We start from the raw sequence: 13,592 nt of genomic DNA on the forward strand, positions 1-13,592 counted from the left end.
AAGACTCATGATCGAAACGAACGACTCGCTGCGCGACTGTCTCGCTCCAGCGAAGCTGAACCTCTTCCTGCACATCACCGGCCGTTTGCCGAATGGCTATCACGCGCTGCAGACGGTATTCCAGTTGCTCGACTGGGGCGACACGCTGCATTTCACGCGTCGTGACGACGGCGCGATCACGCGCGGCACCGAAATCGCCGATGTGCCCGCCGACACCGACCTCACCGTACGCGCCGCAAGACTCCTGAAGGAGCACACAGGCACGGGCCAGGGCGTGAACATCGAGATCGACAAGCGGCTGCCGATGGGCGCGGGCCTTGGGGGCGGCAGTTCCGACGCGGCGACGACGCTGCTCGCGCTGAACCGTCTATGGAAGCTGGACTTGCCGCGCGCGGAACTGCAGGCGCTTGCGCTGAAACTCGGTGCCGACGTGCCGTTTTTCGTGTTTGGAAAAAATGCGTTCGCAGAGGGTGTCGGAGAAGCACTTGAGCATGTACAATTGCCGCCGCGCCACTTTCTGGTGGTGACACCGAGGGTTCACGTTCCAACCTCAGCGATTTTCTCAGAAAAAACGTTGACAAGAGATACGAAAGCCCTCACAATAGCAGACTTTCTTGCACAGCATAGTTGCAGCGCAGAATGGCCAGACAGTTTCGGTCGTAATGACATGCAGCAGGTAGTCGCAGGGAAATACGCGGAAGTAGCGCGGGTGCTTCGATGGTTTGACAACATCGCGCCGGCGCGGATGACAGGATCAGGCGCAAGCGTTTTTGCAGCGTTCCGTAGTAAAGATGAAGCAGTGGCGGCGCAAGCCAAACTGCCAGTCGAATGGAATAGTGCAGTTGCGGCAAGCCTGGATACGCATCCACTCTTCGCTTTCGCGGCATAAGTTTCGCGGCACTGAGTGACCTACACATTCAGTGAAGCTCAAAGTTAGTGTAGGGGAGTCGCCAAGTTGGTTAAGGCACCGGATTTTGATTCCGGCATGCGAGGGTTCGAGTCCTTCCTCCCCTGCCAAAATTTCTCGCAGTTCCTCGCCTCCCACAGCCTGAAGCAGGTGCATGATGAGCAGCCATGACGGCCTGATGGTTTTTACTGGCAACGCAAATCCCGCGCTTGCACAGGAAGTCGTCAAAATCCTCGGTATTCCCCTCGGTAAAGCAATGGTCTCCCGGTTCTCGGACGGTGAGATTCAGGTCGAGATCCAGGAAAACGTGCGTGGCAAGGACGTCTTCGTCCTCCAGTCCACCTGCGCGCCGACCAACGACAATCTGATGGAACTGATGATCATGGTCGATGCGCTCAAGCGTGCATCGGCAGGTCGGATCACTGCAGCCATCCCCTACTTCGGCTATGCCCGTCAGGATCGCCGCCCGCGTTCGGCGCGTGTGGCAATCTCGGCGAAGGTCGTGGCGAACATGCTGGAAATCGCCGGCGTCGAGCGGATCATCACGATGGATCTGCACGCCGACCAGATTCAAGGTTTCTTCGACATCCCCGTCGACAACATCTACGCAACGCCCGTTCTGCTCGGCGATCTGCGCAAGCAGAATCACGAGAACCTGATGGTCGTGTCGCCGGACGTCGGCGGCGTGGTGCGTGCGCGTGCACTGGCCAAGCAGCTCAATTGCGATCTGGCCATCATCGACAAGCGTCGTCCGAAGGCGAATGTCGCCGAAGTGATGAACATCATCGGTGAAGTCGAAGGCCGCACCTGCGTGATCATGGACGACATGGTCGATACGGCGGGAACGCTCTGCAAGGCAGCGCAAGTGCTGAAGGCGCGCGGCGCGATCAAGGTGTTCGCCTATGCGACGCACCCGGTCCTGTCAGGCGGCGCTGGCGAGCGTATCGCGGCATCGGCACTCGACGAACTCGTTGTCACCGACACGATTCCGCTCGGCGAAGAAGCCCGCTCGTGCCCGAAGATCCGCTCGCTGACGAGCGCAGGTCTGCTGGCCGAAACGTTCTCGCGTATCCGTCGCGGCGACTCGGTGATGTCGCTGTTTGCGGAAAGCTGAAAATTTGCGAAGGCGCCGCATGTCGAATGCGGCGTTTTTGCATATCGGTGTGGACGGACGAAGGTTCACGCCGTTTTGTCTGGGGCCGTCAGCCAGCCAACGTTGAGCGTGGCCCCGTTTTACTGCCTGGTCGCGGGCAGCTAATGGAGAATCAAATGAAAGTCGTCGCTTTCGAGCGCAATCTGCAAGGTACGGGTGCGAGCCGCCGCCTGCGTAACTCGGGCAAGACCCCGGGCATCGTGTACGGCGCTGGCGAACCGCAACTGATCGAACTCGATCACAACGCGCTGTTTCACGCACTGAAGAAAGAAGCATTCCACTCGTCGATCCTCGATCTGGAAGTGGCAGGCAAGTCGCAACAGGTTCTGCTGCGCGACGTGCAATACCACCCGTTCCGTCAGATCATCCTGCACGTGGACTTCCAGCGCGTCGACGCGAAGAAGAAGCTGCACACGAAGGTGCCGCTGCACTTCATGAACCAGGAAACCAACCCGGCTGTGAAGCTGGGCGGCGCGATCATCTCGCACGTCATCAACGAAATCGAAATCGAATGCCTGCCGGCCGCTCTGCCGGAGTTCATCGAAGTCGATCTGGCAAAGATCGAAGCCGGTCAGTCGCTGCACGCAACGGACATCGTTTTGCCCGCTGGCGTCGCGCTAGTTGCGCACCTCGCGTCGGAAAACCCGGTGATCGTCTCGGCGCCGATTCCTGCTGGTGCCCAGTCGGAAGAAGCGTCGGCTGAAGGCCAGGCGCCGGCTGCCGAATAAAGCCGCTATCCTCTCGATCCGTTTCAATGGAACGGTCGACGTAACCCGCCGCGGTTCGCCCCGGCGGGTTTTTTTTCGTTTCTCCAAAGCCGTGTCGCATACCGCGCGGCTCACTCGAACATGATCAAGCTGATCGTCGGGCTCGGCAATCCGGGCGCCGAATACACCGCGACCCGCCATAACGCCGGCTTCTGGCTCGTCGACCAACTCGCGCGCGAAGCCGGCGCGACGTTGCGCGACGAGCGGCGCTTCCACGGCTTCTATGCGAAAGCGCGTCTGTACGGCGAAGAAGTGCATCTGCTCGAACCGATGACGTACATGAATCGCTCGGGCCAGGCGGTCGTCTCGCTCGCGCATTTCTTCAAGATCCTGCCCGACCAGATTCTCGTCGCGCACGACGAACTCGATCTGCCGCCGGGCACCGTCAAGCTCAAGCTCGGTGGCGGCAGCGGCGGACACAATGGGCTGAAGGACATCTCCGCGCATCTTTCGACACAGCAATACTGGCGCCTGCGCATCGGCATCGGTCATCCGCGCGATCTGATTCCCGAAAGCGCGCGCGCGGGCGCGAAGCCCGACGTCGCGAACTTCGTGCTGAAGCCGCCGCGCAAGGAAGAGCAGGACGTGATCGATGCATCGATCGAGCGCGCGCTCGCCGTCATGCCGACCGTCGTCAAGGGCGAACTCGAACGCGCAATGATGCAGTTGCATCGCAATCCCTAACGATTAACGGGCATCGCACAGATAGGAGAGAAGCTTGAGCCGCTACTGGAGCGACATCGTTCGCCGCTTGACGCCGTACGTGCCGGGCGAACAGCCCGCGCTCGCGCATCCCGTGAAGCTGAACACCAACGAGAATCCGTACCCGCCGTCGCCCGCTGTCGTCAGCGTGATCCGCGCCGAACTCGGCGAGCACGGCGAAGCGCTGCGCCGCTATCCCGATCCGACGGCCCGCGCGTTGCGCGAAGCCGTCGCCGCGCATCATGGGCTGAACGCGGACCAGGTGTTCGCCGGCAACGGTTCGGACGAAGTGCTGGCCATCGTGTTTCAGGCACTTCTGAAGCACGACCAGCCAATTCTCTTTCCCGACATCACCTACAGCTTCTATCCGACGTATGCGCGTCTCTATGACGTTGCGTATCGGACGATTCCTCTCGACGCTGCGTTCCAGATCCGCATCGACGACTATCGGCAAGTGAATGGCGGCATTATCTTCCCCAATCCGAATGCGCCGACGGGTCATGCGTTGCCGCTTTCGGACATCGAACGGCTTGTCGCATCGAATCCTGATTCAGTCGTCGTAATCGATGAGGCGTACGTGGACTTCGGCGCCGAATCCGCGATTAATCTGATCCGGCAATATTCGAATCTGCTCGTCGTCCATACGACTTCGAAATCGCGCTCGCTCGCCGGCATGCGCGTAGGCTTCGCGTTCGGCGATGCTGCGCTGATCGACGCATTGAACCGCGTGAAGGACAGCTTCAACTCGTATCCGCTCGACCGTCTGGCGCAAGCAGCTGCGAAAGCCGCCTACGAAGACGACGCGTGGTTCCGGGACTGCACCGCGAAAGTCGTCGCGAGCCGCGAGCGGCTGACGGCGCGACTGATTGCGCTGGGCTTCGAAGTCGTGCCGTCGTCGGCCAATTTCGTGTTCGCGCGTCACCAAGCGTTCGACGCGGCTACGCTCGCGGCGCGGCTGCGCGAAAAGGAAATCTTCGTGCGGCATTTCAAGCTGCCGCGCATCGACCAGCATCTGCGGATTTCGGTCGGCACGGATGCCGAGTGCGACGCGCTGCTGGATTCGCTGAAGGTCCTGATGGACGGCCACCTCGCCTAGACGCGGCGCATTCGCCAGGTACAGGACAAACGGCGCGCTGCCCGTCCAACAGGCAGCGCGCCGTTTCCAGAAAAGATCACGCGGATCAGGCGTTCTTTGCCGCCTGCAGCCCGTTGTACTTCGTCAGCAACTGCTCCCGCGTTTCCACATGCTCCGGGTTGCGCGGAATACATTCGACGGGGCATACCTGCACGCATTGCGGCTCATCGAAATGGCCAACGCATTCCGTGCACTTCTTCGGGTCGATCACGTAGATTTCCGGGCCCATCGAAATTGCGTCGTTCGGGCACTCGGGCTCGCAGACGTCGCAATTGATGCACTCGTCGGTAATCATCAGGGCCATGCTGTTCTCACTTCATGCCGGCACGCGTCCTGTGCGCGCCGGCTAACGTTCCGTAATCCGCAATTTTACGCCGGCCGGATAGACCACACACGGCGTCCGGTTATCGACGCAATGCACACCGCGCTGCGACCGCGCGCACTGACGGATCATGGCTGCGCGTTGCGCGCCTGCTCGAGGGCCGCGACCTTGTCGTTGAGCCGCTTTTCCACCGACGGAAACACGAATTTGCTCACGTCGCCGCCCAGTTGCGCGATCTCGCGGACGATCGTGCCCGAGATGAACTGGTATTGATCCGACGGCGTCATGAACATAGTCTCGACGTCGGGCAGCAGATAGCGGTTCATGCCTGCCATCTGAAATTCGTACTCGAAATCCGACACGGCGCGCAGCCCGCGCACGATCACGCGCGCGTTGTTGACGCGCACGAAGTCCTTCAATAGCCCCTTGAAGCTCATCACCTGGACATTCGGATAGTGACCGAGCACTTCGTTCGCGATCTCCAGGCGCTCCTCGAGGTTAAAGAATGGCCGCTTGTTGCGGCTATCCGCCACTCCCACCACCAGCGTGTCGAAAATGCTCGACGCGCGACGCACGAGGTCTTCGTGACCGCGCGTGAGCGGATCGAACGTACCCGGATACACGGCGACAACCATGGGATTTCTCCTCTCTACAGACTAGAAGGCGTGCCGGAACACGCCTCGCAGGACTCGTCTCGCGACGATACCGCGCACGTGACGAAAAGCCGTCCGGCGCTTGTTATGGAACGCGCATTATTCCTCATTTTCGCGTTGCAGCAAATGATAGTGGACAGCGCCTGCCTTGCCCTGCCGGACCACGGACCAGGCTTCGAGCGCGGGGTTGGCGGCGGCATCGAGCGATTCTCCGGATTCGACGTAGAGAAAGCCATCCGGGGCGACCAGCGGCACGGCCAGTTCGAGCGCGCGGCCAAGCAGATCCTCGCCGAACGGCGGATCGAGAAACACGACATCGAACGAGCCGGGCGCGAGACTCGCTGCCAGGCGCAGCGCGTCGGCTTCCGCGACTTCGATCGCGCTCGCCGCGAGCTTCGCCTGATTTGCCCTTAGCTGCGCGGCCGCGCGCGCGTGACGCTCGACCATCAGCACGCGCGATGCGCCACGCGACGCCGCCTCGAAGCCCAGCGCGCCGCTGCCTGCGAACAGGTCGAGGCAGCGCTGGCCGTCGAGCCGCTGGCCGAGCCAGTTGAAGAGCGTTTCGCGAACGCGATCGGGCGTCGGGCGCAGGCCGTCCAGATCGATCACGGGCAGCGGCGTGCGTTTCCAGTCGCCGCCGATGATGCGAATGGTGTGTGTCTGGCCGCGGCTGGAAGTCGCGCTCTTCGCGCGCGCAGGAGAAGGTCGGGGCATGCGGTTTGTCAGTTGAGCGTGCGCTCGCCAGGTCGGTTGCGTCGAGGGGCCGTCTCGCAGTGTTGGGCAGTGTCGGGCGAGCCGGAGCGCCCACGTTACCACACGCGCGCCGCGCCCCCTGCGAAGTTCACCACCGCGGTGCATTGCGGCTGCCAACGCCGCCGGCATTCACGACGCCGTTTAGCGCGCCTGATAAAATGGCGGGCTTCCAGCGCCATGTTTACCGCACTGCGATCGGTCCGCCGCCGGCCGGCGCCCCACCGTCCACGCAGAACGGCGCCGAGCCGAAAGCAGCCTCCGGCGCAATCTCATTCCAGCTCAGACCATGTTCAGCTTTTTCAAACGATTCAAGGGTTCCAAGGCGCCCGACGACACGCCTGAAGCGTCGCAAACCGAGTCCGGCGCCGACGTCGACACACGGGATGAGGCTGAAACGGAGGCGCCCGCCGCTGCGCGCGCGCAAACGACACCGGATTCCGCCGACGCGCCCGAGTTCGATCCGAACTACGTGCCCAATCCTGCCGACTTCGAAGACGTCGACGAAGCCGACGAACTGGTCGAAATCGTCCCGCCGCCGCAGCCCGAAGCCGCCGCCCGGCGCTCATGGCTGACCCGCCTGAAGAGCGGGCTGTCGAAGACCAGTTCGAGCATCACGGGCATCTTCGTCGGCGCAAAGATCGACGAGGATCTGTACGAAGAACTCGAAACAGCGCTGCTGATGTCCGACGCGGGCGTCGACGCGACGGAATATCTGCTCGAAGCGCTGCGCGAGAAAGTGCGCGCCGAGCGGCTCACCGATCCACAGCAGGTCAAGGCCGCGCTGCGCACATTGCTCGTCGATCTGCTCAAGCCGCTCGAAAAGTCGCTCACGCTCGGCCACTACCACCCGACCGTGATGATGATCGCGGGCGTCAACGGCGCGGGCAAGACCACGAGCATCGGCAAGCTGGCCAAGCACATGCAGCGCTTCAACCAGTCGGTGCTGCTCGCGGCCGGCGACACGTTCCGCGCCGCTGCGCGCGAACAGCTCGCGATCTGGGGCGAGCGCAACAACGTGACCGTCGTGCAGCAGGAAAGCGGCGACCCGGCTGCCGTGATCTTCGATGCGGTTGGCGCGGCGCGCGCACGCAAGATCAATGTCGTGATGGCGGACACGGCCGGTCGTCTGCCGACGCAGCTTCATCTGATGGAAGAACTGCGCAAGGTGAAGCGCGTGATCGGCAAGGCGATGGACGGCGCGCCGCACGAAGTGCTGCTCGTCATCGACGCCAACACCGGCCAGAATGCCTTGGCGCAAGTAAAGGCCTTCGACGACGCGCTCGGCCTCACGGGTCTGATCGTGACCAAGCTCGACGGCACGGCGAAGGGCGGCATTCTCGCCGCGATCGCGCGTCAGCGGCCTGTGCCCGTGTATTTCATCGGCGTCGGCGAAAAGGTCGAAGATTTGCAGCCGTTCAGCGCTGAAGAGTTCTCGGATGCGTTACTTGGCTGATCTCACCGCTCGTTGACGATTGGACGGACGGAACGCGAAGGGCGTCATGCACAGTTGGCATGACGCCCTTTTTCGTTGCTACCGGTTCATCGCCGATTCGGGCTCGGGCGGCTCGAAGTCACGCAGCGTCATGCCGCGTCGGCCTGCGTCATTCCGCGTCAGGCTGCGCGCCCGGCTCCGCGCGCGCGAACGCATCGAGCGTGTTCGCGTATTCGCAGATGCGCCGAATGGTCGGATACGGATTCAGATCGACGTTGAAGCGCATCGCGTTGAACACCTGCGGTACGAGACAGATATCGGCAGCCGACGGCGTGTCGCCAAAGCACAGCTTGCCCGCTCGCCCGTCCGCGACGAGATATTCTTCGAGCGCCGCAAACCCCGAACTGATCCAGTGGTGATACCAGGCGTCCTTCACGTCGTCGGACACGCCCACCGTGCGTTTCAGATACTTCAGCACGCGCAGGTTGTTCAACGGATGAATTTCGCACGCGAGTTGCTGGACGATCGAGCGAACGTACGCGCGATCGGCTGGCTTGGCGGGCAAGAGCGGCGGCTGCGGATGCGTCTCTTCCAGGTACTCGATAATCGCGAGCGACTGTGTAATCACGTTGTCGCCGTCGATGAGCGTCGGCACGACGGCGTCGTGATTGAGCTTGCGATACTCGGGCTTGAACTGCTCGCCGCCGTCGCGCAGCAAATGCACGGGGATGTACTCGTACGGCAGGTTCTTCAGGTTCAGCGCGATCCGCACGCGATACGACGCCGAGCTACGAAAGTAGCTGTATAGCTTCATTGTGTTGTCCTCCCTGCTGACTTCATGTCAGCAACATCACACGACGCGCACGCTGAACTCGCCGAGCCCGTCGACACCGCCCTTCATCAGATCGCCCTGTACGATCGCGCCGACGCCCTCGGGCGTGCCCGTGAAAATCAGATCGCCGGGCTGCAGTTCGAAGAAGCCCGACAGATACGCGATCGTCTCCGCCACCGACCAGATCAGTTGCGATACGTCCGAGCGCTGCTTCTCATCGCCATTGACGGCGAGCCAGATCGCGCCCTTGCCGATATGCCCAACCTTCGAGACGGGGTGAATCGGTCCGAGCGGCGCCGAATGATCGAAACCCTTCGCCGTGTCCCACGGACGGCCGAGCTTCTTGGCTTCCGCCTGCAGGTCGCGGCGCGTCATGTCGAGGCCGAGCGCGTAGCCGTAGACGTGGTCGAGCGCGTTCTCCGTGGCGATGTTCTTGCCCGCCTTGCCGATTGCCGCGACGAGTTCCATCTCGTAGTGGACGTTCTTCGACTGCGCCGGATACGGGAACTCGCCCGTCGCGCCCGGTGCGACGTACAGCACGGCATCCGCGGGTTTGGCGAAGAAAAACGGCGGTTCGCGGTCGGGATCGTGGCCCATTTCGCGGGCATGCGCTTCGTAATTGCGACCGACGCAGTAGATGCGGCGCACCGCGAATTGATCATCCGATCCGACGACCGGCACAGCCGTCACCGGCGCTGGCGCAAACACGTAACCCATTCCGTTCTCCGTCTTCTGATTGAACCGCCTCGATGCGGCAAGGCATTGAGTGTAACGCGACGCCGTCGCGCGCGTAGCCTGGCCGATCGGCCAGGTGGCGCGCGCCGTCGCCGTCCCGTAAGGTTCACGGCAGGCCGCGAATTTGCTCGAACTCAGAAGCCGCTCACGGCGTGCGATACTCGAACGATCCGCAGCAAACCACCGCCACGCCGGCCGCTACACGCAAGCGTCATTGCCCGCTGCCTCACGATACCGATTTGCCCCATGACCGATCTCACCAATACCGCCCCGTTCCCCTGCGCCCGATTCATCAAGGAAATCGGCCGTGGCCCCAATGGCGCGCGCGCGCTCACGCCTGACGACACGCACGCCTTGTACGCGGCGATGCTCGACGGCCGTGTCGACGACCTCGAATTGGGCGCGATCCTGCTGGCGTATCGCGTAAAAGGCGAATCCGCCGACGAACTGGCAGCGATGCTCGCGGCGGCGCACGCCTCGTTTTCGCCGGTGCGCGTCAGGCACGGCGCGTATCAGGCCGTATCGATTCCGAGCTACAACGGCGCGCGCAAGCAACCCAATCTCGTGCCGCTGCTCGCGCAGCTGCTCGCACGCGAAGGCGTGCCCGTGCTGGTGCACGGCGTCACGGAAGACCCCGGCCGCGTGACCAGCGCTGAAATCTTCTCGCATCTGAACGTGTCACCCGCGCAGACGCACGACGAAATCGAGGCGAATCTCGCAAGCCAGCGCGTCGCGTTCGCGCCCATCCAGACACTCGCGCCAAAGCTTGCGCGCCTGCTGTCGTTGCGTCGGCGCATGGGCGTGCGCAATTCCACGCATACGCTCGTCAAGATTCTCCAGCCCTTCGCGCCGGCCGGTTTGCGGCTCGTGAACTACACGCATCCGCCTTATCGCGAAAGTCTGACGCAGCTTTTCGTGTCGCATCCCGATGCGGCTCTCGGCGGCGCGCTGCTTGCGCGCGGCACCGAGGGCGAAGCCGTCGCCGATACGCGCCGCCAAGTGCAGATCGACTGGCTGCACAACGGCATCTGCGAAACGCGTGTCGCGGCAGAGCGCTCGTCGCCCGATGCGCCCGAGGTCGAGCTGCCCGAAGGACGCGACGCGCCGACAACGGCCGCCTGGATCGACGCGGTACTACGCGGCGACGCGCCCGTGCCTGTCGCGATCGCGCGCCAGGTGGAACTGATCGTCGATATCGCGCGAAAGGCCGCCTGAAGCGGGCCGACGCTCAAGCAGCGCAGCACGGGACGTGAGAAAACAGCCGACCCGAACAACTGGCGAAACACGTCAAAGCGGATTTGCGGGTTGACAGTCCCTTGCTGCGTCGCTTATCTTCTAGCGATGCGTTCCATTCCGAACACCCTCCGAATTACCCTCGGCCGCCTAGCGCGGCCCCTATCGCTACGCCTAGCGTAAGTCAGGCGTAGCGCCGCACGCAGTCGCCACAGCGGCTAGCGGCGGTCCTCCAGAGCAGTTCCGCAGTTTCTGTTTCACCCCAGTCCGTAGTTCCTTCAAAACCTGTAGTCGTCCGTATTCGTCCGTTTATCGCGCGGGCGGATCGCGAGGGTCAAATGCACGTTGCATGGGCATCCGTTTCGATCGTTTCGGTCGTCGTCGTTCCGATGACGTTCTTCATTCGCGCCCGTTCGTTGCTCCCGCTAGCGCCCGGCTTGCGGGTCGTGCATCTGTGGCAGCCCGCCAGCCGCTCGACGCCACATCACCCAGCACACGACTAGACGAAACGAACGAGGCCTTACCATGATGCGCAACCCTGCCGAGAAATACCGCCCTTTCCCCACCGTCCGCTTGACCGGCCGCAAGTGGCCCACCCGCACGATCGACCGCGCGCCCGTCTGGATGAGCACCGACCTGCGCGACGGCAACCAGTCGCTGATCGAGCCGATGAGCATCGCGCAGAAGACCGAGTTCTTCGAGATGCTCGTCGCCATCGGTTTTAAGGAAATCGAAGTCGGCTTTCCGTCGGCGTCGCAAACCGACTTCGATTTCGTGCGCAAGCTGATCGACGAAAAGCGCATTCCCGACGACGTGACCATCGAAGTGCTCGTGCAGTCGCGCGCCGACCTGATCGCGCGCACGTTCGAGGCGCTCGACGGCGTGCCGCGCGCGATCGTCCATCTGTACAACGCGATCTGCCCGTCGTTCCGCAAGATCGTGTTCGGCCAGTCGAAGGACGAGGTGAAGGCGCTCGCAGTGGAAGGCACGCGCATCATCCGCGAACACGCGGACGCGCGCCCGCAGACGCACTGGATGTACCAGTATTCGCCCGAAACGTTCAGCATGACCGAGCTGCCGTTTGCGCGCGAAGTCTGCGACGCCGTCGCGCAGACCTGGCGCCCGACGCGCGATCACAAGATGATCGTCAATCTGCCCGCCACCGTCGAAGCCGCGACGCCGAACGTGTACGCCGATCAGATCGAATGGATGGACCGCAACCTCGGCTATCGCGACAGCATCGTGTTGTCGGTACATCCGCACAACGACCGCGGCACGGCCGTCGCCGCGGCGGAATTGGCGCTGATGGCGGGCGCGGACCGCATCGAAGGCTGCCTGTTCGGCAACGGCGAGCGCACGGGCAACGTCGATATCGTGACGCTCGCGATGAACCTCTACACACAGGGCATCGATCCCGGCCTCGACTTTTCGGACATTGACGCCGTGCGGCGCGTCGTCGAGCGCTGCAACCAGATTCCCGTGCATCCGCGCCATCCGTACGCGGGCGACCTCGTGTACACGGCTTTTTCGGGCTCGCATCAGGACGCGATCCGCAAAGGCTTCGCGCAGCAGAAATCCGACGCTGCCTGGGAAGTGCCCTATCTGCCCATCGATCCCGCAGATGTCGGCCGCAGCTACGACGCCGTGATCCGCGTGAACAGCCAGTCGGGCAAGGGCGGCGCGACGTATCTGCTCGAGCGCGGCATCGGCTTCGCGCCGCCTCGCCGCGTGCAGATCGAATTCAGCCACGCGGTGCAGGCCGTGGCGGATCAATCCGGCGAAGAAGTGACGGGCGACGCGATCTGCGCGCTGTTCGCGCGCGAATACTTCGAGGCGCACGGGCCGGCGCAGCGCGTGAACGGCTCGACACTGCGCTGGAACAAGCGCGAAATCAGCGTGCCCGCCGCGGCGGCCGCGAGCGTCGACGGACACGAGGCATATGCGAAGGCCGTCGCGCGGGAAATGGCGGCGGCCGCGACGCAGCCGGTCGAGATCACATCGTTCGAAACGATGCGCACCACGGATGGCCGCACGGCCGTGTTCGTCGGCTGCCGCGTCGGCGAGCAGCCGATGCGGCACGGCGTGGGCGTCGCGGAGGATGAAATGACGGCCGTCGTCGATGCCGTGGTCAGCGGCGTCAATCGCGCCAGCGCGACGACGATCGACCGGCGCGCGGCCGCCTGACGAACAGATCTATTAAGGAGCCGATTCGAGCTTCAACGCATAGGCGGCAGCGCCAGCGGTTCGACTCGCCGCGGCGCGCGGCGCGCTCACAAGGCGACGCCCGTCAGAACGGAGTGACCGCGTGATCCGCGTCACTCGATCGCGCAGCGCGTTGCCTGCCACGCAATCAGGCGCCACTTGCCGTTTTCTTGCGCCTGAATCGCCGTATAGGCAATCGGAAACAGCAGCGCGCCGTTGTTCGCTTCCATCTCGATCAGCGCGCGTCCTGTGACCACGCAGGTCTCGCTCCCGACGGGCAGCACATCCTGCGACTGGATTTCGATCTGGCGGTAGCGGCGGCGCCCGGCCGTGATGGCGTCGATGAACTGCTGCTTCGACTCGCGCTTGCCGTTGGTGTGGACGTAAATGACGCTATCGGACAGCAGCGCGTCGAGTTGCTGCCCGTTGCCTTCGACCATCGCGCGAAAGCGCTCACGCTCCAGGCCGCGAATCGCTTCGATCATTTTTGCCGCCATCGCGCTCGCCCCTATCGACGACAGCACCGCCAGCGGCAACCGTCGTCAGAAGTTGTACTGCACGTAAATCTGGTGGAAATTTATACCAGGATTCGGCTCTTTGATACTCGCGTTCGAGATGTGCTGAAAGCGGTAGCCGACCTGATACTGCTGACGACCGCCGAACTGCGCGCCGACGCCGACCATGTCGGCGAACTGGAACGCGGAGCTGAGCGTATAGGTCGAAGAAATGCGCGGATGAGTCAGCAGGCGCACGCCTACGCCTGCCT

General features: G+C 63.1%; 15 protein-coding genes and 1 tRNA gene. 9 read left to right on the plus strand and 7 right to left on the minus strand.

From position 1 onward, the window contains the following. Nucleotides 1-7: 7 nt before the first annotated feature. The 6 genes from ispE (at nt 8) to hisC (ending at nt 4,625) form a co-directional block, all read left to right on the plus strand. The gene (gene ispE, locus H3V53_RS27820; protein ID WP_336600675.1) at nt 8-889 is read left to right on the plus strand and encodes a 4-(cytidine 5'-diphospho)-2-C-methyl-D-erythritol kinase; all 882 of its coding nucleotides are present in this window, start codon (nt 8-10) and stop codon (nt 887-889) included. Between the two features lie 51 nt (nt 890-940). After that, nucleotides 941-1,017: transfer RNA gene (locus tag H3V53_RS27825), tRNA-Gln, on the plus strand. A 47-nt stretch (nt 1,018-1,064) separates the two neighbouring features. Continuing rightward, the gene (locus H3V53_RS27830) at nt 1,065-2,021 is read left to right on the plus strand and encodes a ribose-phosphate diphosphokinase (RefSeq protein ID WP_054917427.1); all 957 of its coding nucleotides are present in this window, start codon (nt 1,065-1,067) and stop codon (nt 2,019-2,021) included. A gap of 155 nt (nt 2,022-2,176) precedes the next feature. Then, nucleotides 2,177-2,788 carry a 50S ribosomal protein L25/general stress protein Ctc gene (locus H3V53_RS27835; RefSeq protein ID WP_054917431.1) on the plus strand — a complete coding sequence of 204 codons (612 nt, stop codon included), beginning with the start codon at nt 2,177-2,179 and terminating at the stop codon, nt 2,786-2,788. A 120-nt stretch (nt 2,789-2,908) separates the two neighbouring features. Next, complete coding sequence (pth, locus tag H3V53_RS27840; protein WP_054917401.1) at nt 2,909-3,511, plus strand: aminoacyl-tRNA hydrolase; 603 nt, start codon at nt 2,909-2,911, stop codon at nt 3,509-3,511. Between the two features lie 34 nt (nt 3,512-3,545). Continuing rightward, the gene (hisC, locus tag H3V53_RS27845) at nt 3,546-4,625 is read left to right on the plus strand and encodes a histidinol-phosphate transaminase (protein ID WP_336600676.1); all 1,080 of its coding nucleotides are present in this window, start codon (nt 3,546-3,548) and stop codon (nt 4,623-4,625) included. Nucleotides 4,626-4,710: 85 nt separating this feature from the next. Here the strand turns inward: hisC and H3V53_RS27850 are convergent, their stop codons facing one another. The 3 genes from H3V53_RS27850 to rsmD form a co-directional block, all read right to left on the minus strand. Beyond that, a complete protein-coding gene (locus tag H3V53_RS27850) occupies nt 4,711-4,968 on the minus strand; it encodes a YfhL family 4Fe-4S dicluster ferredoxin (protein WP_054917404.1) in 258 nt (85 codons plus the stop codon). Nucleotides 4,969-5,114: 146 nt separating this feature from the next. Further along, complete coding sequence (gene coaD, locus H3V53_RS27855; RefSeq protein WP_336600677.1) at nt 5,115-5,621, minus strand: pantetheine-phosphate adenylyltransferase; 507 nt, start codon at nt 5,619-5,621, stop codon at nt 5,115-5,117. 117 nt (nt 5,622-5,738) lie between these two features. Then, nucleotides 5,739-6,353: a 16S rRNA (guanine(966)-N(2))-methyltransferase RsmD gene (rsmD, locus tag H3V53_RS27860; protein WP_336600678.1), complete on the minus strand. Its 615-nt coding sequence runs from the start codon at nt 6,351-6,353 to the stop codon at nt 5,739-5,741. Between the two features lie 325 nt (nt 6,354-6,678). On the opposite strand from rsmD, the gene ftsY reads away from it, so the two are divergent. Continuing rightward, nucleotides 6,679-7,845 carry a signal recognition particle-docking protein FtsY gene (gene ftsY, locus H3V53_RS27865; RefSeq protein WP_336600679.1) on the plus strand — a complete coding sequence of 389 codons (1,167 nt, stop codon included), beginning with the start codon at nt 6,679-6,681 and terminating at the stop codon, nt 7,843-7,845. A gap of 148 nt (nt 7,846-7,993) precedes the next feature. On the opposite strand, the gene maiA is transcribed toward ftsY, so the two are convergent. Continuing rightward, nucleotides 7,994-8,638, minus strand: a complete 645-nt coding sequence (maiA, locus tag H3V53_RS27870; RefSeq protein ID WP_336600680.1) for a maleylacetoacetate isomerase — start codon at nt 8,636-8,638, stop codon at nt 7,994-7,996. 36 nt (nt 8,639-8,674) lie between these two features. Continuing rightward, on the minus strand, nt 8,675-9,373 hold the full coding sequence (locus H3V53_RS27875) for a fumarylacetoacetate hydrolase family protein (RefSeq protein WP_336600681.1): 699 nt from the start codon (nt 9,371-9,373) through the stop codon (nt 8,675-8,677). A gap of 264 nt (nt 9,374-9,637) precedes the next feature. Here H3V53_RS27875 and ybiB point away from each other — a divergent pair, with 264 nt between their 5' ends. Both ybiB and leuA read left to right on the plus strand, forming a co-directional pair. Next, nucleotides 9,638-10,606 carry a DNA-binding protein YbiB gene (gene ybiB, locus H3V53_RS27880; protein WP_336600682.1) on the plus strand — a complete coding sequence of 323 codons (969 nt, stop codon included), beginning with the start codon at nt 9,638-9,640 and terminating at the stop codon, nt 10,604-10,606. A gap of 543 nt (nt 10,607-11,149) precedes the next feature. Then, nucleotides 11,150-12,808 (plus strand): 2-isopropylmalate synthase, encoded by a 1,659-nt coding sequence (leuA, locus tag H3V53_RS27885; protein WP_336600683.1) that lies wholly within the window; start codon nt 11,150-11,152, stop codon nt 12,806-12,808. 131 nt (nt 12,809-12,939) lie between these two features. Here leuA and H3V53_RS27890 read toward each other — a convergent pair whose 3' ends face one another. Together H3V53_RS27890 and H3V53_RS27895 are read right to left on the minus strand one after the other, a co-directional pair. Then, entirely contained in the window at nt 12,940-13,323 is a 384-nt protein-coding gene (locus H3V53_RS27890; RefSeq protein ID WP_054917432.1) for a DUF4440 domain-containing protein, read from the minus strand. Between the two features lie 45 nt (nt 13,324-13,368). Beyond that, nucleotides 13,369-13,592: acyloxyacyl hydrolase (locus H3V53_RS27895; protein ID WP_336600684.1), on the minus strand; the 224-nt coding region annotated here is incomplete at its 5' end.

The sequence above is a fragment of the Paraburkholderia bengalensis genome (assembly GCF_037126505.1).
Taxonomy (GTDB): domain Bacteria; phylum Pseudomonadota; class Gammaproteobacteria; order Burkholderiales; family Burkholderiaceae; genus Paraburkholderia; species Paraburkholderia bengalensis.

Excerpts from the sequence above, each read along its gene's own strand:
- H3V53_RS27850 (WP_054917404.1), bottom strand. The coding sequence starts at position 4,968 with ATGGCCCTGATGATTACCGACGAGTGCATCAATTGCGACGTCTGCGAG.
- H3V53_RS27875 (WP_336600681.1), bottom strand. The coding sequence starts at position 9,373 with ATGGGTTACGTGTTTGCGCCAGCGCCGGTGACGGCTGTGCCGGTCGTC.
- ispE (WP_336600675.1), top strand. The coding sequence starts at position 8 with ATGATCGAAACGAACGACTCGCTGCGCGACTGTCTCGCTCCAGCGAAG.
- leuA (WP_336600683.1), top strand. The coding sequence starts at position 11,150 with ATGATGCGCAACCCTGCCGAGAAATACCGCCCTTTCCCCACCGTCCGC.
- pth (WP_054917401.1), top strand. The coding sequence starts at position 2,909 with ATGATCAAGCTGATCGTCGGGCTCGGCAATCCGGGCGCCGAATACACC.
- coaD (WP_336600677.1), bottom strand. The coding sequence starts at position 5,621 with ATGGTTGTCGCCGTGTATCCGGGTACGTTCGATCCGCTCACGCGCGGT.
- rsmD (WP_336600678.1), bottom strand. The coding sequence starts at position 6,353 with ATGCCCCGACCTTCTCCTGCGCGCGCGAAGAGCGCGACTTCCAGCCGC.
- H3V53_RS27890 (WP_054917432.1), bottom strand. The coding sequence starts at position 13,323 with ATGGCGGCAAAAATGATCGAAGCGATTCGCGGCCTGGAGCGTGAGCGC.
- H3V53_RS27835 (WP_054917431.1), top strand. The coding sequence starts at position 2,177 with ATGAAAGTCGTCGCTTTCGAGCGCAATCTGCAAGGTACGGGTGCGAGC.
- maiA (WP_336600680.1), bottom strand. The coding sequence starts at position 8,638 with ATGAAGCTATACAGCTACTTTCGTAGCTCGGCGTCGTATCGCGTGCGG.
- ftsY (WP_336600679.1), top strand. The coding sequence starts at position 6,679 with ATGTTCAGCTTTTTCAAACGATTCAAGGGTTCCAAGGCGCCCGACGAC.
- H3V53_RS27830 (WP_054917427.1), top strand. The coding sequence starts at position 1,065 with ATGAGCAGCCATGACGGCCTGATGGTTTTTACTGGCAACGCAAATCCC.
- ybiB (WP_336600682.1), top strand. The coding sequence starts at position 9,638 with ATGACCGATCTCACCAATACCGCCCCGTTCCCCTGCGCCCGATTCATC.